The following is a 20,451-nucleotide window of genomic DNA, read 5'->3' on the forward strand; positions in this document are numbered from 1 at the left end:
GGGAGAGGGCCACTGAGAGCCACTGAGAGAGGGGCTGTGGGGGAGGCGCTGTAGAGGAGGGTGGGGAGGACCCGGGTGAGGGGATCTTCGGCGCGCGTGACGTTCGCCGTTCGTTGATGTGAAGGTCATCCGGGGTGCATGGCCTTGACATGTACCGCGTGGTCATACGGGCGAGGCCCGGTTGTTTTGACCGCAGCGAATGAGGTAGGTACGCTCAGACCTTGTGCCTGGGGTGTGCCCTGGCTCTTGTGCGTGCCTGTAAACCGCATAGCGAGCTAAGACTGGCCACCGTGATCTGCGCCCTTTTCGCCTTGCGGCGGGAGTCTGCGGGATTCGACACACCCGACCGCGTGGGTCGGCGAATGTTCCAGGTTAGCTGTACCTATCGGCACACAGAAACCGGAGAAGTAGTGCCTACGATCCAGCAGCTGGTCCGCAAGGGCCGGCAGGACAAGGTCGAGAAGAACAAGACGCCCGCACTGGACGGTTCGCCCCAGCGCCGCGGTGTCTGCACGCGTGTGTTCACGACCACCCCGAAGAAGCCGAACTCGGCCCTGCGTAAGGTCGCGCGTGTGCGTCTGACCAGCGGGATCGAGGTCACCGCTTACATTCCGGGTGAGGGACACAACCTCCAGGAGCACTCCATCGTGCTCGTGCGTGGCGGTCGTGTGAAGGACCTGCCCGGTGTTCGCTACAAGATCATCCGCGGTTCCCTCGACACCCAGGGTGTCAAGAACCGCAAGCAGGCCCGCAGCCGCTACGGCGCCAAGAAGGAGAAGTAAGAATGCCTCGTAAGGGCCCCGCCCCGAAGCGCCCGGTCATCATCGACCCGGTCTACGGTTCTCCTCTTGTCACGTCCCTCATCAACAAGGTGCTGTTGAACGGCAAGCGCTCCACCGCCGAGCGCATCGTGTACGGCGCCATGGAGGGCCTGCGCGAGAAGACCAGCAACGACCCGGTCATCACGCTCAAGCGCGCGCTGGAGAACATCAAGCCGACCCTTGAGGTCAAGTCCCGCCGTGTCGGTGGCGCCACCTACCAGGTGCCGATCGAGGTCAAGCCCGGCCGCGCCAACACGCTGGCGCTGCGCTGGCTGGTCGGCTACTCCCGCGCCCGTCGCGAGAAGACCATGACCGAGCGGCTGCTCAACGAGCTTCTCGACGCGTCCAACGGCCTCGGTGCCGCTGTGAAGAAGCGCGAGGACACCCACAAGATGGCCGAGTCCAACAAGGCCTTCGCGCACTACCGCTGGTAGTCGCTACCCACATCGAGACCGAGAGAAGACTGAAGCCTTATGGCCACCACTTCACTTGACCTGGCCAAGGTCCGCAACATCGGGATCATGGCTCACATCGACGCGGGCAAGACGACCACCACCGAGCGGATCCTCTTCTACACCGGCGTGTCCTACAAGATCGGCGAGGTCCACGACGGCGCCGCCACCATGGACTGGATGGAGCAGGAGCAGGAGCGTGGCATCACGATCACCTCTGCCGCCACCACCTGTCACTGGCCGCTGGAAGACGTCGACCACACCATCAACATCATCGACACGCCGGGCCACGTCGACTTCACCGTCGAGGTGGAGCGTTCGCTGCGCGTCCTCGACGGTGCCGTGACGGTGTTCGACGGCGTCGCCGGTGTCGAGCCGCAGTCCGAGACGGTGTGGCGTCAGGCGGACCGCTACGGCGTGCCGCGGATCTGCTTCGTCAACAAGCTCGACCGTACCGGTGCCGAGTTCCACCGCTGCGTCGACATGATCAGCAACCGTCTGGGCGCGCAGCCGCTGGTCATGCAGCTGCCGATCGGCGCGGAGATGGACTTCAAGGGCGTCGTCGACCTCGTGACGATGAAGGCCTTCGTGTGGTCCGCCGAGGCGACCAAGGGCGAGATGTACGACATCGTCGACATCCCGGCCACGCACACCGAGGCCGCCGAGGAGTGGCGCGGCAAGCTGATCGAGGCCGTCGCCGAGAACGACGACAAGATGATGGAGCTGTACCTGGAGGGCGAGGAGCCCACCGTGGAGCAGCTGTACGCGGCGATCCGCCGTATCACCATCGCCTCCGGCAAGGGCGACGGCATCACCGTCACCCCCGTGTTCTGCGGCACCGCGTTCAAGAACAAGGGCGTCCAGCCCCTGCTCGACGCGGTGGTGCGCTACCTGCCGTCCCCCCTGGACGTCGAGGCCATCGAGGGCCACGACGTCAAGGACCCGGAGACGGTCATCAAGCGCCGCCCGTCCGACGAGGAGCCGCTGTCCGCGCTGGCGTTCAAGATCATGAGCGACCCGCACCTCGGCAAGCTCACCTTCGTCCGCGTGTACTCCGGCCGCCTGGAGTCCGGCACCGCCGTGCTGAACTCCGTCAAGGGCCGCAAGGAGCGCATCGGCAAGATCTACCGCATGCACGCCAACAAGCGTGAGGAGATCGAGTCGGTGGGCGCCGGTGACATCGTCGCCGTCATGGGCCTGAAGCAGACCACCACCGGTGAGACGCTGTCCGACGAGAAGAAGCCGGTCATCCTGGAGTCCATGGACTTCCCGGCGCCGGTCATCCAGGTCGCCATCGAGCCCAAGTCGAAGGGCGACCAGGAGAAGCTGGGCATCGCGATCCAGCGGCTGGCCGAGGAGGACCCGTCCTTCCAGGTCCACTCGGACGAGGAGACCGGCCAGACCATCATCGGCGGTATGGGCGAGCTGCACCTCGAGGTGCTGGTCGACCGGATGCGCCGTGAGTTCAAGGTCGAGGCCAACGTCGGCAAGCCGCAGGTCGCGTACCGCGAGACGATCCGCAAGGCCGTCGAGAAGGTCGAGTTCACCCACAAGAAGCAGACGGGTGGCACCGGCCAGTTCGCGCGCGTCATCATCGCGATCGAGCCCATCGAGAGCGGCGACGCCTCGTACGAGTTCGTGAACAAGGTGACCGGTGGCCGTATCCCGAAGGAGTACATCCCTTCGGTCGACGCCGGTGCGCAGGAGGCCATGCAGTTCGGCATCCTCGCCGGGTACGAGATGACGGGCGTCCGCATCACGCTGCTCGACGGTGCCTACCACGAGGTCGACTCCTCCGAGCTGGCCTTCAAGATCGCCGGTTCGCAGGCCTTCAAGGAGGCCGCGCGCAGGGCCGCCCCCGTGCTCCTGGAGCCGATGATGGCCGTCGAGGTCACCACGCCCGAGGACTACATGGGCGATGTCATCGGTGACATCAACTCCCGCCGTGGCCAGATCCAGGCCATGGAGGAGCGGGCCGGTGCCCGCGTCGTGAAGGGCCTCGTGCCCCTCTCGGAGATGTTCGGCTACGTCGGCGACCTCCGCAGCAAGACATCGGGTCGCGCCAGCTACTCGATGCAGTTCGACTCCTACGCCGAGGTTCCGCGGAACGTCGCCGAGGAGATCATCGCGAAGGCCAAGGGCGAGTAACGCACCGCGTTCACACGCCGTAGGCTTGACTCCGGAACCTCACGGGGCATTCCGCCACAATCACGACGGAATGCCCCCGGGATCCGGGCCTTGACAGCAAAGATCACCTGGCGCCGGCGAAGTAAGGCGTACCAGAACCACTCCACAGGAGGACCCCAGTGGCGAAGGCGAAGTTCGAGCGGACTAAGCCGCACGTCAACATCGGCACCATCGGTCACATCGACCACGGTAAGACGACCCTCACGGCCGCCATTACCAAGGTGCTGCACGACGCGTTCCCGGACCTGAACGAGGCCACCGCATTCGACAACATCGACAAGGCGCCCGAGGAGCGCCAGCGCGGTATCACCATCTCCATCGCGCACGTCGAGTACCAGACGGAGACGCGGCACTACGCCCACGTCGACTGCCCGGGTCACGCGGACTACATCAAGAACATGATCACCGGTGCCGCGCAGATGGACGGCGCGATCCTGGTGGTCGCCGCCACCGACGGCCCGATGCCGCAGACCAAGGAGCACGTGCTCCTGGCCCGCCAGGTCGGCGTTCCGTACATCGTGGTCGCGCTGAACAAGGCCGACATGGTGGACGACGAGGAGATCCTGGAGCTCGTCGAGCTCGAGGTCCGTGAGCTGCTCACCGAGTACGAGTTCCCGGGCGACGACCTGCCGGTCGTCAAGGTCTCCGCGCTGAAGGCCCTTGAGGGCGAGGCGCAGTGGGTGGAGTCCGTCCTCGACCTGATGAAGGCCGTCGACGAGTCGATCCCGCAGCCCGAGCGTGACGTCGACAAGCCGTTCCTCATGCCCGTCGAGGACGTCTTCACGATCACCGGTCGCGGTACGGTCGTCACCGGCCGTATCGAGCGTGGTGTCCTGAAGGTCAACGAGACCGTCGACATCATCGGCATCCACACCGAGAAGACCACCACCACGGTCACCGGTATCGAGATGTTCCGCAAGCTGCTCGACGAGGGCCAGGCCGGTGAGAACGTCGGTCTGCTGCTCCGTGGTGTCAAGCGCGAGGACGTCGAGCGCGGCCAGGTCATCATCAAGCCGGGTTCGGTCACTCCGCACACCGACTTCGAGGCCACGGCGTACATCCTGTCCAAGGACGAGGGTGGCCGTCACACGCCGTTCTTCAACAACTACCGCCCGCAGTTCTACTTCCGTACCACGGACGTGACCGGCGTCGTGCACCTCCCCGAGGGCACCGAGATGGTCATGCCGGGCGACAACACCGACATGCGCGTGGAGCTGATCCAGCCCATCGCCATGGAGGAGGGCCTGAAGTTCGCCATCCGTGAGGGTGGCCGGACCGTCGGCGCCGGCCAGGTCACCAAGATCCTCAAGTAGTTCCTGCTTGTGGGGTCACCGACCCGGTAGCTCCGCCGCGAGCTGAGCGAGGGGCCCGTACGACTTCGGTCGTACGGGCCCCTTTCGCATGGCCGGGGCCGCGTGACGGCCAGGTGGGCGGTTGCGGTGGGTCCGGGTGAAGTCTTGGCGAACGGTGGGCTGCGGGGCCGTGAGGGGTCGGGCAATATCCCGCCCCCTGGGGGCGAAATGCCCGACTTTGCCGGGGATGGGGTGCGGGAGGCGGTCGTAGCGTGAGAGCGGTCGGAGGGCCGCAGACCCCCAGGGACGGTCGGGCCCGAAGTGACCTCATGAGGATGGCTTGGCTCTGATGCAGGCTGCGCACAGCGGATCGTCGACATCGATACGTACGCGGGTGGCGGTGGCCGAGCGGCCCCGGCGGCTGGTCCCAGCCCCCCGCACCCCGCTGGATCCGCCCCGGCCCCGCCTCTATCTCGTGGACGGCATCCGTCTGATCGCGGCGCTGATGGTGGTGGTGCACCACTACGCCGGCACCGGCCGGGCCGACCGGCCGGGCAATGCGATCTGGGACCGGCCGGTGTCGGAGATCATGCCGACGGTGTTCCGGTTCGCGTCCTTCGGCTGGATCGGCGTCGAGATCTTCTTCGTGATCAGCGGCTTTGTGATCTGCATGTCGTGCTGGGGCCGTACGCCCCGGCAGTTCTTCGTGTCCCGGGTGATCCGGCTCTATCCGGCGTACTGGTTCGCCGTCCTGTTCACCACGGGTGTGCTGGTGCTGATGCCGGGGGTCTGGGAGCGGCTGCCTGCCCGGGACGTGCTGCTGAACCTGACCATGCTCCAGGCCGGTTCGGAGGTGCAGAACGTCGATGCCGTGTACTGGACGCTCTGGTCCGAGCTGCGCTTCTATCTGCTGTTCCTGATCGTGGTGGCGATGGGGCTGACGTACCGCAGGGTCGTCGTCTTCTGCTGTGTCTGGGGCGCGGCGGCGATGCTGGCGCCGGTGGCGGACTTCCCGCTGCTGGTGCTGGTGGCCGACCCGGGCGCCGCCTGGTACTTCATCGCGGGCCTCGCCCTGTATCTGATGCACCGCTTCGGCCAGGACCTGCTGCTGTGGGGCATCCTCGCCCTGTGCTGGCTGATGGGGCAGCGGGAACTGGCGCAGCGGGTCGACTTCGAGGGCGTCTCCAGCTGGCGCGGCGCCGTGCTGATCTTCACGGTGTTCCTGCTGGTGATGGTCGCCATCGCGCTCGGTCACACCGACCGGATCCGCTGGAAGTGGCTGGTGACGGCGGGCTCCCTGACCTACCCGCTCTATCTGACCCACTACCTCGCCGGTACGACGGTCATCCACCGGCTCCGCGACACGATGGACGCCCGTCTGCTGGTCGCACTGGTGACCGTCGGCTTCCTGCTGCTGAGCTGGCTGGTGCACCGGTGGGTGGAGCGGCCGGTGTCCAGGAGGCTGAAGCGGGGGCTGGACGCGTCGTTCACGCGGCTGCGGGCGGCGGGGCGGCGTGTCTGAGCCGCGACCCGCCCGGCATGGGGACCCGTGTTTGACTCGGGTCACCCTCGGGGTATTCTCTCCGGCTCGATTGGCGTCGTAGTCGGCCCGTGTGGCAGACTGTCCGAGTTGCTCGGTCGAGTGTTGATGCTGTGCGCCTCCCGCCGGGAGGACCGGAAGCGAGTCCCACAGTACTCGTCAACCCCCTGCGGGTTGGACGTACGGGAATCTTCCGGGAAGCGCAGGCGCAGCACCGGCCAGGCACCCGGTGGGCCGTTCGGTCCCCGGCTCGCGGTTTCCGGTTGGACCGTGTGCACATCCCGTAGGGATAGATGTTCGATCAAGGGGCATCTGTGTCGGCGAGGATGCGACACACCCGACCGCGTGGGTCGGAGACGGAGCAGCGGAACACAGGGTTCCAGAGCGTAAGAAGAGACAGGACTACTGAGTAGCCATGGCGGGACAGAAGATCCGCATCCGGCTCAAGGCCTACGACCACGAGGTCATCGACTCCTCGGCGAAGAAGATCGTCGAGACGGTGACGCGTACTGGTGCGTCGGTCGCGGGCCCGGTGCCGCTGCCCACTGAGAAGAACGTGTACTGCGTCATCAAGTCGCCGCACAAGTACAAGGACTCGCGCGAGCACTTCGAGATGCGCACGCACAAGCGCCTGATCGACATTCTCGACCCGACCCCCAAGACCGTTGACTCCCTGATGCGACTCGACCTCCCGGCCGGTGTCGACATCGAGATCAAGCTCTGAGGCCGGTGATCTGAGAGATGGCTAAGCAGATCAAGGGCATCCTGGGCGAGAAGCTCGGCATGACGCAGGTGTGGGACGAGAACAACCGTGTCGTCCCGGTCACCGTCGTCAAGGCCGGACCCAATGTCGTCACCCAGGTCCGCACCAACGACGCCGACGGCTACGAGTCCGTCCAGCTCGCCTTCGGCGAGATCGACCCGCGCAAGGTGAACAAGCCCCTCAAGGGCCACTTCGCGAAGGCCGACGTCACCCCCCGTCGCCACCTTGTCGAGATCCGGACCGCTGACGCCGCCGAGTACACCCTCGGCCAGGAAGTCACCGCCGAGGTCTTCGAGGCCGGTGTCCGGGTCGACGTGACCGGCAAGAGCAAGGGCAAGGGCTTCGCCGGTGTCATGAAGCGTCACAACTTCAAGGGCCTCGGCGCCGGACACGGCACCCAGCGCAAGCACCGCTCCCCCGGCTCCATCGGTGGCTGCGCCACCCCGGGCCGTGTGTTCAAGGGCCTCCGCATGGCGGGTCGCATGGGCAACGAGCGGGTCACCACCCAGAACCTGACCGTCCACGCCGTTGACGCGGAGAAGGGTCTGCTGCTCATCAAGGGCGCGGTTCCCGGTCCGAACGGCGGCCTCGTCCTGGTCCGCACCGCGGCCAAGGGGGCCTGAGGTAACGATGAGCACTGTTGACATCCTTTCGCCTGCCGGCGAGAAGGCCGGTAGCGTCGAACTCCCCGCGGAGATCTTCGGCGTGGAGAAGGTCAGCATCCCGCTGATCCACCAGGTCGTCGTCGCGCAGAACGCGGCTGCCCGCCAGGGCACCCACAAGACCAAGACCCGCGGTGAAGTCCGCGGCGGTGGCCGCAAGCCGTACCGCCAGAAGGGCACCGGCCGCGCCCGTCAGGGCTCGACCCGCGCCCCGCAGTTCGCCGGCGGTGGCGTCGTCCACGGCCCGCAGCCGCGTGACTACTCGCAGCGCACCCCGAAGAAGATGAAGGCCGCGGCCCTGCGCCACGCCCTCACCGACCGGGCCCGCGCCGACCGCATCCACGTCGTCACCGGCGTGATCGAGGGCGAGACCCCCTCCACCAAGGCCGCGAAGAGCCTGTTCGGCAAGATCTCGGAGCGCAAGAACCTGCTCCTGGTCGTCGAGCGCGCCGACGAGGCCGCGTGGCTGTCCGCCCGCAACCTGCCCCAGGTGCACATCCTGGAGCCGGGCCAGCTGAACACGTACGACGTGATCGTCTCGGACGACGTGGTCTTCACCCAGGCCGCTTTCGAGTCCTTCGTCGCCGGCCCGAAGGCCAACGACACCGAAGGGAGCGAGGCCTGATGGCTACGCGTCACCCGAGCATCGCCTCGAAGGCCGCCAAGGCCGCCAAGGCCGCGCGCGTCGCCAAGGCACGCCGCCACGCCGCCGAGGGCAAGAACACCGTCGAGACCCCGCTGAGCAAGTCGTACACGGACCACCGTGATGTGCTGCTCAAGCCGGTCGTCTCCGAGAAGAGCTACGCGCTCCTCGACGAGAACAAGTACACGTTCATCGTCGACCCGCGCTCCAACAAGACCCAGATCAAGCAGGCCGTCGAGGCGGTCTTCGAGGTCAAGGTCACCGGGGTCAACACGATCAACCGCGTCGGCAAGCGCAAGCGGACCCGCACGGGCTTCGGCCAGCGCGCCGCGACCAAGCGGGCGATCGTGACCCTCGCCGAGGGCGACCGTATCGACATCTTCGGCGGTCCTACCTCCTGACGGAGGTCGGATCGTCCGGAATCGGACGAGGACTGAGAAATGGGAATCCGCAAGTACAAGCCGACTACGCCGGGCCGCCGTGGCGCCAGCGTCGCCGACTTCGTCGAGGTCACGCGGTCCACGCCGGAGAAGTCGCTGGTTCGCCCCCTGCACAGCAAGGGTGGCCGTAACAACTCCGGTCGTGTGACCGTCCGCCACCAGGGTGGTGGACACAAGCGCGCCTTCCGCGTGATCGACTTCCGTCGGCACGACAAGGACGGCGTGCCGGCGAAGGTCGCGCACATCGAGTACGACCCCAACCGCACCGCGCGCATCGCGCTGCTGCACTACGCCGACGGCGAGAAGCGCTACATCCTCGCGCCGCGCGGCCTCACGCAGGGCGACCGCGTCGAGAACGGCCCCGGGGCCGACATCAAGCCGGGCAACAACCTTGCCCTGCGCAACATCCCGGTCGGTACCACGCTGCACGCGATCGAGCTGCGCCCCGGTGGCGGCGCCAAGTTCGCCCGCTCCGCCGGTACCTCCGTACAGCTGCTGGCGAAGGAGGGCACGATGGCCCACCTTCGTATGCCGTCCGGAGAGATCCGCCTGGTCGACGTGCGCTGCCGCGCCACCGTCGGCGAGGTCGGCAACGCCGAGCAGTCGAACATCAACTGGGGCAAGGCCGGCCGTAAGCGGTGGAAGGGCGTACGCCCGACCGTCCGTGGTGTGGTCATGAACCCGGTCGACCACCCGCACGGTGGTGGTGAGGGCCGGACGTCCGGTGGCCGCCACCCCGTGTCCCCGTGGGGCAAGAAGGAAGGCCGTACTCGTTCGCCCAAGAAGGCGTCGAACAAGTACATCGTCCGCCGCCGCAAGACGAACAAGAAGCGCTAAGGACGGGTTGAGATGCCTCGTAGCTTGAAGAAGGGACCCTTCGTCGACGACCACCTGATCAAGAAGGTGGACGCCCAGAACGAAGCCGGTACCAAGAACGTCATCAAGACCTGGTCCCGTCGCTCGATGATCGTGCCGGCCATGCTCGGTCACACGCTCGCGGTGCACAACGGCAAGACCCACATCCCGGTGTTCGTCACCGAGTCGATGGTCGGCCACAAGCTCGGCGAGTTCTCGCCGACCCGCACCTTCCGGGGCCACGTCAAGGACGACCGGAAGTCGAAGCGCCGCTAAGCGGATCGCATCAGACAGTTAAGAAACTGAAGGGACAACCATGGAAGCCAGGGCCCAGGCGCGGTACATCCGCGTCACGCCCATGAAGGCCCGCCGCGTGGTGGACCTCATCCGTGGCATGGACGCCACGGAGGCCCAGGCCGTCCTGCGATTCGCTCCGCAGGCAGCCTCCGTGCCGGTCGGCAAGGTGCTGGACAGCGCCATCGCCAACGCCGCGCACAACTACGACCACACCGACGCCGACAGCCTCGTCATCTCCGAGGCGTATGTCGACGAGGGTCCGACCCTGAAGCGGTTCCGGCCGCGCGCCCAGGGCCGTGCCTACCGGATCCGCAAGCGGACCAGCCACATCACCGTGGTCGTCAGCAGCAAGGAAGGAACCCGGTAATGGGCCAGAAGGTAAACCCGCACGGGTTCCGGCTCGGTATCACCACCGACTTCAAGTCGCGCTGGTACGCCGACAAGCTGTACAAGGACTACGTCAAGGAAGACGTCGCCATCCGACGGATGCTGACGTCCGGCATGGAGCGCGCCGGTATCTCCAAGGTGGAGATCGAGCGCACCCGTGACCGCGTCCGCGTCGACATCCACACCGCGCGTCCGGGCATCGTCATCGGCCGCCGCGGCGCGGAGGCCGACAAGATCCGCGGCCAGCTGGAGAAGCTGACCGGCAAGCAGGTCCAGCTGAACATCCTTGAGGTCAAGAACCCCGAGACCGATGCTCAGCTCGTGGCCCAGGCCGTCGCCGAGCAGCTGTCCTCCCGGGTCTCCTTCCGCCGTGCCATGCGCAAGAGCATGCAGTCGGCGATGAAGGCGGGCGCCAAGGGCATCAAGATCCAGTGCGGTGGCCGTCTCGGCGGCGCCGAGATGTCCCGCTCGGAGTTCTACCGCGAGGGCCGCGTGCCCCTGCACACCCTCCGCGCGAACGTGGACTACGGCTTCTTCGAGGCCAAGACGACCTTCGGCCGTATCGGTGTGAAGGTCTGGATCTACAAGGGCGACGTCAAGAACATCGCCGAGGTCCGCGCCGAGAACGCCGCGGCCCGTGCGGGCAACCGCCCGGCCCGTGGTGGCGGCAACGACCGCCCGGCCCGTGGCGGTCGCGGCGGCGGCGGTGGCGAGCGGCGCGGTCGCAAGCCGCAGCAGGCCGGCGGCGCCGAGGCCCCCAAGGCCGAGGCCCCCGCGGCTGCCGCTCCGGCCGAGGCGCCGTCCTCTTCTAGTGGCGGAACGGAGGCCTGACCGACATGCTGATCCCCCGCAGGGTCAAGCACCGCAAGCAGCACCACCCCAAGCGACGTGGTCAGGCCAAGGGCGGTACGACGGTCGCGTTCGGCGAGTACGGCATCCAGGCCCTCACGCCGGCGTATGTCACCAACCGCCAGATCGAGGCGGCCCGTATCGCCATGACCCGCCACATCAAGCGTGGTGGCAAGGTCTGGATCAACATCTACCCGGACCGTCCGCTCACGAAGAAGCCGGCCGAGACCCGCATGGGTTCCGGTAAGGGTTCTCCGGAGTGGTGGGTCGCGAACGTGCACCCGGGACGGGTCATGTTCGAGCTGTCCTACCCCAACGAGAAGATCGCCCGTGAGGCGCTGACCCGTGCGGCCCACAAGCTGCCGATGAAGTGCCGGATCGTCAAGCGCGAGGCAGGTGAAGCGTGATGTCGGCCGGTACCAAGGCGTCCGAGCTGCGCGAGCTGGGCAACGAGGAGCTTCTCGCGAAGCTCCGCGAGGCCAAGGAAGAGCTGTTCAACCTCCGCTTCCAGGCGGCGACGGGGCAGCTTGAGAACCATGGCCGTCTGAAGGCGGTCCGCAAGGACATCGCGCGGATCTACACCCTGATGCGCGAGCGCGAGCTGGGCATCGACACGGTGGAGAGCGCCTCATGAGCGAGAACAATGTGACTGCAGAGAAGACTGAGGCGCGCGGCTTCCGCAAGACCCGCGAGGGTCTCGTCGTCAGCGACAAGATGGACAAGACCGTCGTCGTCGCCGTCGAGGACCGCGTCAAGCACGCGCTGTACGGCAAGGTCATCCGCCGTACGAACAAGCTCAAGGCGCACGACGAGCAGAACGCGGCCGGTGTCGGCGACCGGGTCCTCCTGATGGAGACCCGTCCGCTGTCGGCGACCAAGCGCTGGCGCGTCGTCGAGATCCTCGAGAAGGCCAAGTAGAAGTCATTCCTGCGGGGCAGTCGCCTCGCAGGACAGTTCCGCCAGGCTCGGCAGGGGCTCCCTTTCACGGGACCCCTGCCGGGAACCGGCAGACACACAGGAGATAGACGTGATCCAGCAGGAGTCGCGACTGCGTGTCGCCGACAACACGGGCGCGAAGGAAATCCTTTGCATCCGTGTGCTCGGTGGCTCCGGTCGCCGCTACGCGGGCATCGGTGACGTCATCGTCGCCACCGTCAAGGACGCGATCCCCGGCGGCAACGTGAAGAAGGGTGACGTCATCAAGGCGGTCATCGTTCGCACCGTCAAGGAGCGCCGCCGTCCGGACGGCTCGTACATCCGCTTCGACGAGAACGCCGCCGTCATTCTGAAGAACGACGGCGACCCTCGTGGTACCCGCATCTTCGGCCCGGTCGGGCGCGAGCTGCGCGAGAAGAAGTTCATGAAGATCATCTCGCTGGCTCCGGAGGTGCTGTAAGCATGAAGATCAAGAAGGGCGATCTGGTCCAGGTCATCACCGGCAAGGACAAGGGCAAGCAGGGCAAGGTCATTGCCGCTTACCCGCGCGACGAGCGTGTCCTGGTCGAGGGTGTCAACCGGGTCAAGAAGCACACCAAGGCCGGTCCGACCGCTCGCGGTTCGCAGGCCGGCGGCATCGTCACGACCGAGGCGCCGATCCACATCTCCAACGTCCAGCTGGTCGTGGAGAAGGACGGCAACAAGGTCGTCACGCGGGTCGGGTACCGCTTCGACGACGAGGGCAACAAGATCCGCGTTGCCAAGCGGACGGGTGAGGACATCTGATGGCTACCACCACCACTCCGCGTCTGAAGACGAAGTACCGCGAGGAGATCGCGGGCAAGCTGCGTGACGAGTTCAAGTACCAGAACGTCATGCAGGTCCCCGGCCTCGTCAAGATCGTGGTCAACATGGGTGTCGGTGACGCCGCCCGTGACTCGAAGCTGATCGAGGGGGCCATCAAGGACCTCACCACGATCACCGGGCAGAAGCCGGCCGTCACCAAGGCCCGCAAGTCCATCGCGCAGTTCAAGCTGCGTGAGGGCCAGCCGATCGGTGCCCACGTCACTCTCCGTGGCGACCGCATGTGGGAGTTCCTGGACCGCACCCTGTCGCTCGCGCTGCCGCGCATCCGCGACTTCCGTGGTCTGTCCCCCAAGCAGTTCGACGGCCGTGGCAACTACACCTTCGGTCTCACGGAGCAGGTCATGTTCCACGAGATCGACCAGGACAAGATCGACCGCGTCCGGGGTATGGACATCACCGTGGTCACCACGGCGACCAACGACGCTGAGGGCCGCGCGCTCCTTCGTCACCTCGGCTTCCCCTTCAAGGAGGCGTGAGCGAGATGGCGAAGAAGGCTTTGATCGCGAAGGCTGCTCGCAAGCCCAAGTTCGGCGTGCGTGCGTACACCCGCTGCCAGCGCTGCGGTCGTCCGCACTCCGTGTACCGCAAGTTCGGCCTGTGCCGCGTGTGCCTTCGTGAGATGGCTCACCGTGGCGAGCTGCCGGGCGTGACCAAGAGTTCCTGGTAGTTCCGGTAATCCCGGACTGCCTGGACTCTCGGTAAGCAATGGGTTGGTCAGGGGCCCGCTCCTCCATGGCTTAGGCTAGGAGGGTTGGGCGCCCTGACGCCCGTACGACTTACTACGCCGTAGGTCCACCGCGCCGCACCCGTCCCGTCTCGGATCGGGGAGAGGGATGGCGCACCAGGAAACCCCGGCGAGAGAGGCCGAAGGCCACTTCATGACCATGACTGATCCGATCGCAGACATGCTGACGCGTCTGCGGAATGCGAACTCGGCGTACCACGACTCGGTGTCGATGCCGCACTCCAAGATCAAGTCTCACATCGCGGAGATCCTCCAGCAGGAGGGCTTCATCACGGGCTGGAAGGTCGAGGACGCCGAGGTCGGCAAGAACCTCGTCCTGGAGCTGAAGTTCGGCCCCAACCGTGAGCGCTCCATCGCGGGCATCAAGCGGATCTCCAAGCCCGGTCTCCGGGTGTACGCGAAGTCCACCAACCTGCCCAAGGTGCTCGGCGGCCTCGGCGTGGCGATCATTTCCACGTCCCACGGGCTCCTCACCGACAAGCAGGCCGGCAAGAAGGGCGTGGGTGGGGAAGTCCTCGCCTACGTCTGGTAGCGGAAGGGAACGGAGGAAACAGCTATGTCGCGCATTGGCAAGCTCCCCATCACGGTTCCCGCCGGCGTGGACGTCACCATCGACGGCCGTACGGTCGCGGTCAAGGGCCCCAAGGGCTCGCTGACCCACACCGTCGCCGCGCCGATCGAGGTCGCCAAGGGTGAGGACGGCGTCCTGAGCGTCACCCGCCCGAACGACGAGCGTCAGAACAAGGCCCTGCACGGCCTGTCCCGCACGCTGGTGGCGAACATGATCACCGGCGTGACCCAGGGTTACGTGAAGAAGCTCGAAATCAGCGGCGTCGGTTACCGCGTGACCGCCAAGGGCTCCAACCTGGAGTTCGCGCTCGGTTACAGCCACCCGATCCTGGTCGAGGCCCCCGAAGGCATCTCCTTCAAGGTCGAGGCGCCCACGCGTTTCTCGGTCGAGGGCATCGACAAGCAGAAGGTCGGCGAGGTCGCGGCCAACATCCGCAAGCTGCGCAAGCCCGACCCGTACAAGGCCAAGGGCGTCAAGTACGAGGGCGAAGTCATCCGCCGCAAGGTCGGAAAGGCGGGTAAGTAAGCCATGGCATACGGACAGAAGATCCTCAAGGGCGACGCCTACAAGCGCGCCGCGATCAAGCGCCGTCACATCCGGATCCGCAAGCGGATCAACGGTACGGCGGAGCGTCCCCGTCTGGTCGTTACCCGTTCCAACCGCCACATCGTGGCGCAGGTGATCGACGACCTCAAGGGCCACACCCTGGCTTCGGCGTCCACCCTGGACACCTCGATCCGCGGTGGCGAGGGCGACAAGTCGGCGCAGGCCAAGCAGGTCGGTGCCCTGGTCGCCGAGCGCGCCAAGGCCGCCGGTGTCGAGGCCGTCGTGTTCGACCGTGGTGGCAGCCAGTACGCCGGGCGCATCGCCGCCCTGGCGGACGCCGCCCGCGAGGCCGGGCTCAAGTTCTGAGCCGCTTGTAGCTAGCGGAAAGAGAGAGGTAATCCAATGGCTGGACCCCAGCGCCGCGGAAGCGGTGCCGGTGGCGGCGAGCGGCGGGACCGGAAGGGCCGTGACGGCGGCGCTGCTGCCGCCGAGAAGACCGCGTACGTTGAGCGCGTTGTCGCGATCAACCGCGTCGCCAAGGTTGTGAAGGGTGGTCGTCGCTTCAGCTTCACCGCGCTGGTCGTGGTGGGTGACGGTGACGGCACCGTGGGTGTCGGTTACGGCAAGGCCAAGGAGGTGCCGGCCGCCATCGCCAAGGGTGTGGAGGAGGCCAAGAAGCACTTCTTCAAGGTCCCCCGGATCCAGGGCACCATCCCCCACCCCATCCAGGGTGAGAAGGCGGCCGGTGTCGTGCTGCTCAAGCCGGCGTCCCCGGGTACCGGCGTGATCGCCGGTGGTCCGGTGCGTGCCGTGCTGGAGTGCGCCGGAATCCACGACGTGCTGTCGAAGTCGCTCGGCTCCGACAACGCGATCAACATCGTGCACGCCACCGTGGCGGCCCTCAAGGGCCTCCAGCGTCCCGAGGAGATCGCGGCCCGCCGCGGTCTGCCCCTTGAGGACGTTGCCCCGGCGGCTCTGCTCCGGGCACGTGCCGGGGCGGGTGCGTAATCATGGCGCAGCTCAAGATTACGCAGGTCAAGTCCTATATCGGCAGCAAGCAGAACCACCGTGACACCCTGCGTTCCCTTGGTCTCAAGGGCATCAACACGCAGGTCGTCAAGGAGGACCGCCCCGAGTTCCGCGGCATGGTGCACACCGTCCGCCACCTCGTGTCGGTCGAGGAGGTCGACTGATCATGGCGGAGAACAGCCCGCTGAAGATCCACAACCTCCGTCCCGCCCCGGGCGCCAAGACCGCCAAGACCCGTGTGGGTCGTGGTGAGGCGTCGAAGGGTAAGACGGCCGGTCGTGGTACGAAGGGCACCAAGGCCCGCTACCAGGTTCCGGAGCGCTTCGAGGGCGGCCAGATGCCGCTGCACATGCGCCTCCCGAAGCTGAAGGGCTTCAAGAACCCGTTCAAGACCGAGTACCAGGTCGTGAACCTCGACAAGCTCGCCGCGCTCTACCCCGAGGGTGGCGAGGTCACGGTCGAGGCTCTGGTGGCCAATGGTGCCGTTCGCAAGAACAGCCTCGTCAAGGTCCTCGGCCAGGGTGAGATCTCCGTGGCGCTCCAGGTGACGGTCGACGCCGTCTCCGGGTCCGCCAAGGAGAAGATCACCGCCGCCGGCGGCACCGTCACCGAGCTCGTCTGAACACCCCAGGCGTCTTGATGACTTGAGCGATCCCGACCGGGGATACCCCACATATGGGGTATCCCCGGTTGGTCGTTCCTAGGGGGGCGGTGTCGCCGGTAAGGTGGCCTGCACTGCCCACTTTCGCGGGGTGCGGCCCCCATGGGGCACCCTGAGCGGCGGTTGGCCGTTAGATAAGTCGTTGTTGTATTGGACCCTCAAGACCGTCACCCTTGACGCAGATGCGCGGGGGTCGCAGGAGGCACCGTGCTCACCGCGTTCGCCCGGGCGTTCAAGACGCCCGACCTGCGCAAGAAGCTGCTCTTCACGCTCGGCATCATCGTGATCTACCGGATCGGTACGCATATCCCGATCCCGGGTGTCGACTATAGGAACGTCCAGACCTGCCTCGACCAGGCCAGCGCCAATCAGGGCCTGTTCGGCCTGGTGAACATGTTCAGTGGCGGCGCGCTGCTCCAGATCACGATCTTCGCGCTCGGCATCATGCCGTACATCACGGCGAGCATCATCCTCCAGCTGCTGACGGTGGTGATCCCCCGCCTGGAGGCCCTGAAGAAGGAGGGCCAGGCGGGTACGGCGAAGATCACGCAGTACACGCGTTATCTGACGGTCGCGCTGGCCGTGCTCCAGGGCACCGGCCTGGTGGCCACCGCCCGCTCCGGTGCGCTGTTCAGCGGCTGCACCGTGGCCGGTCAGATCGTCCCTGACCAGTCCATCTTCGTGACCATCACCATGGTCATCACCATGACCGCCGGTACGGCCGTCGTCATGTGGCTCGGTGAGCTGATCACCGACCGCGGCATCGGCAACGGCATGTCGATCCTGATGTTCATCTCGATCGCCGCCACCTTCCCGGCCGCCCTGTGGGCCATCAAGCAGCAGGGCTCGCTGGCCGACGGCTGGATCGAGTTCGGCACGGTCATCCTCGTCGGCCTCTTCATGGTCGGCCTGGTGGTCTTCGTCGAGCAGGCCCAGCGCCGGATCCCGGTGCAATACGCGAAGCGCATGATCGGCCGCCGCTCCTACGGCGGCACCTCCACGTACATCCCGCTCAAGGTGAACCAGGCCGGTGTGATCCCGGTCATCTTCGCCTCGTCGCTGCTGTACATCCCGGCGTTGATCGCGCAGTTCTCCAGCGGAACCTCCGGCTGGAAGACCTGGATCGAGGCGCACCTCGTCAAGGGTGACCACCCGTATTACATCGCCGCCTACTTCTTGCTGATCGTTTTCTTCGCGTTCTTCTACGTGGCCATCACATTCAACCCCGAAGAAGTCGCCGACAACATGAAGAAGTATGGTGGCTTCATCCCGGGCATCCGGGCTGGCCGACCGACCGCTGAGTACCTGAGTTACGTACTCAACCGGATCACCTGGCCGGGCTCGCTGTATCTGGGCCTGATCGCTCTCGTGCCGACAATGGCGTTGGCTGGTTTCGGGGCAAACCAGAACTTCCCCTTCGGCGGGACCAGCATCCTGATCATCGTGGGTGTCGGCCTGGAGACGGTGAAGCAGATCGAGAGCCAGCTCCAGCAGCGCAATTACGAAGGGTTCCTCCGCTGATGCGAATCGTCCTCGTCGGGCCGCCGGGCGCTGGTAAGGGCACCCAGGCCACCCGACTTGCCGAGACCCTGCGGGTACCGCACATCTCCACCGGTGATCTGTTCCGCGCCAACATCAGCAAGCAGACCGACCTCGGGAAACTCGCGAAGTCCTACATGGACGCCGGGAACCTCGTCCCCGACGAGGTGACCATCGCGATGGCCAAGGACCGCATGGAGCAGCCGGACGCCGCCAATGGCTTCCTGCTGGACGGCTTCCCCCGCAATGTCTCGCAGGCCGAGGCGCTGGACGAGCTGCTCACCACCGAGGGCATCAAGCTGGACGCGGTGCTGGACCTTGAGGCACCCGAGGACGAGGTCGTCAAGCGGATCGCCGGCCGGCGGATCTGCCGTAACGACTCGGCGCATGTGTTCCACGTGACGTACAAGAAGTCGGAGTCCGACGGCGTCTGCGATGTGTGCGGCGGGGAGCTGTACCAGCGCGACGACGACTCCGAGGAGACCGTGCGCAAGCGGCTGGAGGTCTACCACACACAGACCGAGCCGATCATCGACTACTACAAGGCCCAGGGCCTGGTGGTGACCATCTCGGCGATGGGTGCGGTGGACGAGGTGACCTCGCGGGCGCTCGAAGCGCTCAAGCGGGAGGACGGCGAGCCGTAAGTCTCGCTCGCGTTCGGCAGCACGGGCCGCGGTTCCCTTCTCGAAGGGGGCCGCGGCTGCTGTGTGGGGGGACGGGCGCGGGTTGGGGAGCAACGGCGGTACGTGTCCCTGGCTACGCTCGTATGGTGGAAACAGTCCGTTTCTCGGTCCAGAAAGGCCGTCGTTCCTATGGTGCAGATCAAGAACCCCGAGCAGATCGCCAAGATGCGTGCGGCGGGGTTGGTCGTGGCCGCCATTCACGCGGCCACGCGTGAGGCGGCGGTGCCGGGGGCGTCCACCAAGGATCTGGACGAGGTGGCGCGCAAGGTGCTGGCCGAGCACAACGCCGCGTCGAACTTTCTGGGCTACGGCGGCTTCCCAGCCACCATCTGCACCTCGGTGAACGAGGTCGTCGTCCATGGGATCCCGTCCGACGAGGTGGTCCTCAAGGACGGGGACATCATCGCCATCGACGCCGGGGCGGTCGTGGACGGGTGGCACGGTGACGCCGCCTTCACCGCCTTCGTGGGGTCCGGTCACGCTCCGGAGCTGGTCGAGCTGTCCCGGGTGACCGAGGAGTCCATGTGGGCCGGGATCGCGGCCATGAAGCAGGGCGCCCGGCTGGTCGACGTCTCGCGGGCCATCGAGACCTACATCCGCCGCCAGCCCAAGCCCGGCGGCGGCCGGTACGGGATCATCGAGGACTACGGCGGGCACGGCATCGGCACCCAGATGCACATGGACCCGCACCTGCTGAACTACGTCGACCGCAAGCGGGGCAAGGGCCCCAAGCTGGTGCCCGGGTTCTGCCTGGCCATCGAGCCGATGGTGTCGCTGGGGACGCCCCGGACCAAGGTGCTCCAGGACGAGTGGACGGTCATCACCACCGACGGCACCTGGTCCTCGCACTGGGAGCACTCCATCGCGCTCACCGAGCAGGGGCCGCTGGTGCTGACCGCGCCCGACGGCGGCCGGGCCAAGCTCGCCGAGTACGGGATCACCGCCGCGCCGGATCCGCTCGCATAAGGATCTCCGCCTGCGGGCAGACTTCTGCGATTCGTCTTTCCGGGCGCGCGTGGCGTAGACTGACTCGTCGGCTCTCGTGCGCCCGCATGTCCGCATGCGCCCCTCATGGAAAGTACCTGATCTCCATGATCAAAGGGGAGAAAAGCGCCGGAGTCGATCAAGGTAGTCGATTCCGAAGGGCGAAGCGTGGCCAAGAAGCAAGGTGCCATCGAGATCGAGGGCACTGTCGTCGAGTCTCTGCCTAACGCGATGTTCAAGGTCGAGCTCCAGAACGGCCACCAGGTCCTGGCACACATCAGCGGCAAGATGCGTATGCACTACATCCGCATCCTCCCTGACGACCGGGTCGTGGTGGAGTTGTCTCCGTACGACCTGACCCGTGGCCGGATCGTCTACCGGTACAAGTAGATCTTGCCCAAGCCTTGCGAGCTGTTCGCGGGGCCGACGGCAACTGACCCGGAGAACCTCAATCCCATGAAGGTCAAGCCGAGCGTCAAGAAGATCTGCGACAAGTGCAGGGTGATCCGCCGTCACGGCCGGGTCATGGTCATCTGCGAGAACCCGCGCCACAAGCAGCGCCAGGGCTGATCGCAGTACCCGTCCCTCTGTATCTCTTCGCAGAGACTTCGCGCGACGCGAGCTGAATATGTTCATACGCAGGGCCCGAGCCGCCGCGAGCGGCTTGATACCCCCGGTTCGGAGGCCGGGGACCCAGTCCGT

31 protein-coding genes are annotated in these 20,451 nt (G+C 66.3%); all 31 read left to right on the plus strand.

The annotated features are described in order from the left end of the window. Positions 1 to 410: 410 nt before the first annotated feature. Complete coding sequence (gene rpsL / locus ACFRFC_RS25705) at positions 411 to 782, plus strand: 30S ribosomal protein S12 (RefSeq protein ID WP_007823146.1); 372 nt, start codon at positions 411 to 413, stop codon at positions 780 to 782. Positions 783 to 784: 2 nt separating this feature from the next. Continuing rightward, entirely contained in the window at positions 785 to 1,255 is a 471-nt protein-coding gene (gene rpsG, locus ACFRFC_RS25710; RefSeq protein ID WP_005481264.1) for a 30S ribosomal protein S7, read from the plus strand. A gap of 39 nt (positions 1,256 to 1,294) precedes the next feature. Next, entirely contained in the window at positions 1,295 to 3,421 is a 2,127-nt protein-coding gene (gene fusA, locus ACFRFC_RS25715; protein ID WP_382680359.1) for an elongation factor G, read from the plus strand. A 158-nt stretch (positions 3,422 to 3,579) separates the two neighbouring features. After that, positions 3,580 to 4,773, plus strand: coding sequence for an elongation factor Tu (gene tuf / locus ACFRFC_RS25720; RefSeq protein ID WP_382680360.1), 1,194 nt, complete (start codon positions 3,580 to 3,582; stop codon positions 4,771 to 4,773). Between the two features lie 328 nt (positions 4,774 to 5,101). Next, the gene (locus tag ACFRFC_RS25725) at positions 5,102 to 6,274 is read left to right on the plus strand and encodes an acyltransferase family protein (protein ID WP_382680361.1); all 1,173 of its coding nucleotides are present in this window, start codon (positions 5,102 to 5,104) and stop codon (positions 6,272 to 6,274) included. A 433-nt stretch (positions 6,275 to 6,707) separates the two neighbouring features. Beyond that, positions 6,708 to 7,016, plus strand: a complete 309-nt coding sequence (rpsJ, locus tag ACFRFC_RS25730) for a 30S ribosomal protein S10 (protein WP_003948644.1) — start codon at positions 6,708 to 6,710, stop codon at positions 7,014 to 7,016. Between the two features lie 17 nt (positions 7,017 to 7,033). Then, positions 7,034 to 7,678, plus strand: a complete 645-nt coding sequence (gene rplC, locus ACFRFC_RS25735) for a 50S ribosomal protein L3 (RefSeq protein WP_382680362.1) — start codon at positions 7,034 to 7,036, stop codon at positions 7,676 to 7,678. Positions 7,679 to 7,685: 7 nt separating this feature from the next. Next, positions 7,686 to 8,342, plus strand: coding sequence for a 50S ribosomal protein L4 (gene rplD, locus ACFRFC_RS25740; protein ID WP_382680363.1), 657 nt, complete (start codon positions 7,686 to 7,688; stop codon positions 8,340 to 8,342). After that, complete coding sequence (rplW, locus tag ACFRFC_RS25745; RefSeq protein WP_382680364.1) at positions 8,342 to 8,761, plus strand: 50S ribosomal protein L23; 420 nt, start codon at positions 8,342 to 8,344, stop codon at positions 8,759 to 8,761. The genes rplD and rplW overlap by 1 nt, the downstream gene beginning before the upstream one ends. A gap of 39 nt (positions 8,762 to 8,800) precedes the next feature. Further along, positions 8,801 to 9,637, plus strand: coding sequence for a 50S ribosomal protein L2 (gene rplB / locus ACFRFC_RS25750; RefSeq protein WP_382680365.1), 837 nt, complete (start codon positions 8,801 to 8,803; stop codon positions 9,635 to 9,637). A 12-nt stretch (positions 9,638 to 9,649) separates the two neighbouring features. Beyond that, the gene (gene rpsS, locus ACFRFC_RS25755) at positions 9,650 to 9,931 is read left to right on the plus strand and encodes a 30S ribosomal protein S19 (RefSeq protein ID WP_003992359.1); all 282 of its coding nucleotides are present in this window, start codon (positions 9,650 to 9,652) and stop codon (positions 9,929 to 9,931) included. 40 nt (positions 9,932 to 9,971) lie between these two features. Then, the gene (rplV, locus tag ACFRFC_RS25760; protein WP_030619142.1) at positions 9,972 to 10,319 is read left to right on the plus strand and encodes a 50S ribosomal protein L22; all 348 of its coding nucleotides are present in this window, start codon (positions 9,972 to 9,974) and stop codon (positions 10,317 to 10,319) included. Continuing rightward, positions 10,319 to 11,170 carry a 30S ribosomal protein S3 gene (gene rpsC / locus ACFRFC_RS25765; protein ID WP_382680366.1) on the plus strand — a complete coding sequence of 284 codons (852 nt, stop codon included), beginning with the start codon at positions 10,319 to 10,321 and terminating at the stop codon, positions 11,168 to 11,170. Before rplV ends, rpsC begins: the two co-directional genes overlap by 1 nt. A gap of 5 nt (positions 11,171 to 11,175) precedes the next feature. Further along, positions 11,176 to 11,595: a 50S ribosomal protein L16 gene (rplP, locus tag ACFRFC_RS25770; protein ID WP_190037507.1), complete on the plus strand. Its 420-nt coding sequence runs from the start codon at positions 11,176 to 11,178 to the stop codon at positions 11,593 to 11,595. Further along, on the plus strand, positions 11,595 to 11,822 hold the full coding sequence (rpmC, locus tag ACFRFC_RS25775; protein ID WP_382680367.1) for a 50S ribosomal protein L29: 228 nt from the start codon (positions 11,595 to 11,597) through the stop codon (positions 11,820 to 11,822). Before rplP ends, rpmC begins: the two co-directional genes overlap by 1 nt. Beyond that, positions 11,819 to 12,106, plus strand: a complete 288-nt coding sequence (rpsQ, locus tag ACFRFC_RS25780) for a 30S ribosomal protein S17 (protein ID WP_189214791.1) — start codon at positions 11,819 to 11,821, stop codon at positions 12,104 to 12,106. Before rpmC ends, rpsQ begins: the two co-directional genes overlap by 4 nt. Before the next feature lie 109 nt (positions 12,107 to 12,215). Further along, positions 12,216 to 12,584 carry a 50S ribosomal protein L14 gene (gene rplN, locus ACFRFC_RS25785; protein ID WP_003992364.1) on the plus strand — a complete coding sequence of 123 codons (369 nt, stop codon included), beginning with the start codon at positions 12,216 to 12,218 and terminating at the stop codon, positions 12,582 to 12,584. A 2-nt stretch (positions 12,585 to 12,586) separates the two neighbouring features. Beyond that, entirely contained in the window at positions 12,587 to 12,910 is a 324-nt protein-coding gene (gene rplX, locus ACFRFC_RS25790) for a 50S ribosomal protein L24 (protein WP_151482629.1), read from the plus strand. Continuing rightward, on the plus strand, positions 12,910 to 13,467 hold the full coding sequence (rplE, locus tag ACFRFC_RS25795; protein WP_382680368.1) for a 50S ribosomal protein L5: 558 nt from the start codon (positions 12,910 to 12,912) through the stop codon (positions 13,465 to 13,467). Before rplX ends, rplE begins: the two co-directional genes overlap by 1 nt. 5 nt (positions 13,468 to 13,472) lie before the next feature. Then, positions 13,473 to 13,658, plus strand: a complete 186-nt coding sequence (locus ACFRFC_RS25800) for a type Z 30S ribosomal protein S14 (protein ID WP_003956452.1) — start codon at positions 13,473 to 13,475, stop codon at positions 13,656 to 13,658. A gap of 211 nt (positions 13,659 to 13,869) precedes the next feature. Next, positions 13,870 to 14,268 carry a 30S ribosomal protein S8 gene (gene rpsH / locus ACFRFC_RS25805; RefSeq protein WP_014674378.1) on the plus strand — a complete coding sequence of 133 codons (399 nt, stop codon included), beginning with the start codon at positions 13,870 to 13,872 and terminating at the stop codon, positions 14,266 to 14,268. A gap of 24 nt (positions 14,269 to 14,292) precedes the next feature. Next, positions 14,293 to 14,832 (plus strand): 50S ribosomal protein L6, encoded by a 540-nt coding sequence (rplF, locus tag ACFRFC_RS25810; RefSeq protein ID WP_382680369.1) that lies wholly within the window; start codon positions 14,293 to 14,295, stop codon positions 14,830 to 14,832. Between the two features lie 3 nt (positions 14,833 to 14,835). Next, entirely contained in the window at positions 14,836 to 15,219 is a 384-nt protein-coding gene (gene rplR / locus ACFRFC_RS25815; RefSeq protein WP_382680370.1) for a 50S ribosomal protein L18, read from the plus strand. Between the two features lie 36 nt (positions 15,220 to 15,255). Further along, positions 15,256 to 15,861 carry a 30S ribosomal protein S5 gene (gene rpsE / locus ACFRFC_RS25820; protein WP_324936594.1) on the plus strand — a complete coding sequence of 202 codons (606 nt, stop codon included), beginning with the start codon at positions 15,256 to 15,258 and terminating at the stop codon, positions 15,859 to 15,861. 2 nt (positions 15,862 to 15,863) lie between these two features. Continuing rightward, complete coding sequence (gene rpmD, locus ACFRFC_RS25825) at positions 15,864 to 16,046, plus strand: 50S ribosomal protein L30 (RefSeq protein WP_006140898.1); 183 nt, start codon at positions 15,864 to 15,866, stop codon at positions 16,044 to 16,046. A gap of 2 nt (positions 16,047 to 16,048) precedes the next feature. Beyond that, positions 16,049 to 16,504, plus strand: coding sequence for a 50S ribosomal protein L15 (rplO, locus tag ACFRFC_RS25830; protein WP_382680371.1), 456 nt, complete (start codon positions 16,049 to 16,051; stop codon positions 16,502 to 16,504). A 246-nt stretch (positions 16,505 to 16,750) separates the two neighbouring features. Next, the gene (gene secY / locus ACFRFC_RS25835) at positions 16,751 to 18,064 is read left to right on the plus strand and encodes a preprotein translocase subunit SecY (RefSeq protein WP_382680372.1); all 1,314 of its coding nucleotides are present in this window, start codon (positions 16,751 to 16,753) and stop codon (positions 18,062 to 18,064) included. After that, a complete protein-coding gene (locus tag ACFRFC_RS25840; RefSeq protein WP_382680373.1) occupies positions 18,064 to 18,726 on the plus strand; it encodes an adenylate kinase in 663 nt (220 codons plus the stop codon). The genes secY and ACFRFC_RS25840 overlap by 1 nt, the downstream gene beginning before the upstream one ends. 168 nt (positions 18,727 to 18,894) lie before the next feature. Then, complete coding sequence (map, locus tag ACFRFC_RS25845; RefSeq protein ID WP_382680374.1) at positions 18,895 to 19,731, plus strand: type I methionyl aminopeptidase; 837 nt, start codon at positions 18,895 to 18,897, stop codon at positions 19,729 to 19,731. 186 nt (positions 19,732 to 19,917) lie between these two features. Then, entirely contained in the window at positions 19,918 to 20,139 is a 222-nt protein-coding gene (gene infA / locus ACFRFC_RS25850; RefSeq protein ID WP_003948620.1) for a translation initiation factor IF-1, read from the plus strand. 66 nt (positions 20,140 to 20,205) lie between these two features. Then, on the plus strand, positions 20,206 to 20,319 hold the full coding sequence (gene rpmJ / locus ACFRFC_RS25855) for a 50S ribosomal protein L36 (RefSeq protein ID WP_003998809.1): 114 nt from the start codon (positions 20,206 to 20,208) through the stop codon (positions 20,317 to 20,319). The last annotated feature ends 132 nt before the right edge of the window (positions 20,320 to 20,451 follow it).

It is taken from the genome of Streptomyces sp. NPDC056734 (genome assembly GCF_042790455.1).
GTDB lineage: Bacteria > Actinomycetota > Actinomycetes > Streptomycetales > Streptomycetaceae > Streptomyces.

Coding starts and splice junctions, on each gene's coding strand:
- rpsG (WP_005481264.1), top strand. CDS start 785: ATGCCTCGTAAGGGCCCCGCCCCGAAGCGCCCGGTCATCATCGACCCG.
- fusA (WP_382680359.1), top strand. CDS start 1,295: ATGGCCACCACTTCACTTGACCTGGCCAAGGTCCGCAACATCGGGATC.
- ACFRFC_RS25725 (WP_382680361.1), top strand. CDS start 5,102: ATGCAGGCTGCGCACAGCGGATCGTCGACATCGATACGTACGCGGGTG.
- rpsJ (WP_003948644.1), top strand. CDS start 6,708: ATGGCGGGACAGAAGATCCGCATCCGGCTCAAGGCCTACGACCACGAG.
- rplC (WP_382680362.1), top strand. CDS start 7,034: ATGGCTAAGCAGATCAAGGGCATCCTGGGCGAGAAGCTCGGCATGACG.
- rplD (WP_382680363.1), top strand. CDS start 7,686: ATGAGCACTGTTGACATCCTTTCGCCTGCCGGCGAGAAGGCCGGTAGC.
- rplW (WP_382680364.1), top strand. CDS start 8,342: ATGGCTACGCGTCACCCGAGCATCGCCTCGAAGGCCGCCAAGGCCGCC.
- rplB (WP_382680365.1), top strand. CDS start 8,801: ATGGGAATCCGCAAGTACAAGCCGACTACGCCGGGCCGCCGTGGCGCC.
- rpsS (WP_003992359.1), top strand. CDS start 9,650: ATGCCTCGTAGCTTGAAGAAGGGACCCTTCGTCGACGACCACCTGATC.
- rplV (WP_030619142.1), top strand. CDS start 9,972: ATGGAAGCCAGGGCCCAGGCGCGGTACATCCGCGTCACGCCCATGAAG.
- rpsC (WP_382680366.1), top strand. CDS start 10,319: ATGGGCCAGAAGGTAAACCCGCACGGGTTCCGGCTCGGTATCACCACC.
- rplP (WP_190037507.1), top strand. CDS start 11,176: ATGCTGATCCCCCGCAGGGTCAAGCACCGCAAGCAGCACCACCCCAAG.
- rpmC (WP_382680367.1), top strand. CDS start 11,595: ATGTCGGCCGGTACCAAGGCGTCCGAGCTGCGCGAGCTGGGCAACGAG.
- rpsQ (WP_189214791.1), top strand. CDS start 11,819: ATGAGCGAGAACAATGTGACTGCAGAGAAGACTGAGGCGCGCGGCTTC.
- rplX (WP_151482629.1), top strand. CDS start 12,587: ATGAAGATCAAGAAGGGCGATCTGGTCCAGGTCATCACCGGCAAGGAC.
- rplE (WP_382680368.1), top strand. CDS start 12,910: ATGGCTACCACCACCACTCCGCGTCTGAAGACGAAGTACCGCGAGGAG.
- ACFRFC_RS25800 (WP_003956452.1), top strand. CDS start 13,473: ATGGCGAAGAAGGCTTTGATCGCGAAGGCTGCTCGCAAGCCCAAGTTC.
- rpsH (WP_014674378.1), top strand. CDS start 13,870: ATGACCATGACTGATCCGATCGCAGACATGCTGACGCGTCTGCGGAAT.
- rplF (WP_382680369.1), top strand. CDS start 14,293: ATGTCGCGCATTGGCAAGCTCCCCATCACGGTTCCCGCCGGCGTGGAC.
- rplR (WP_382680370.1), top strand. CDS start 14,836: ATGGCATACGGACAGAAGATCCTCAAGGGCGACGCCTACAAGCGCGCC.
- rpsE (WP_324936594.1), top strand. CDS start 15,256: ATGGCTGGACCCCAGCGCCGCGGAAGCGGTGCCGGTGGCGGCGAGCGG.
- rpmD (WP_006140898.1), top strand. CDS start 15,864: ATGGCGCAGCTCAAGATTACGCAGGTCAAGTCCTATATCGGCAGCAAG.
- rplO (WP_382680371.1), top strand. CDS start 16,049: ATGGCGGAGAACAGCCCGCTGAAGATCCACAACCTCCGTCCCGCCCCG.
- ACFRFC_RS25840 (WP_382680373.1), top strand. CDS start 18,064: ATGCGAATCGTCCTCGTCGGGCCGCCGGGCGCTGGTAAGGGCACCCAG.
- map (WP_382680374.1), top strand. CDS start 18,895: ATGGTGCAGATCAAGAACCCCGAGCAGATCGCCAAGATGCGTGCGGCG.
- rpmJ (WP_003998809.1), top strand. CDS start 20,206: ATGAAGGTCAAGCCGAGCGTCAAGAAGATCTGCGACAAGTGCAGGGTG.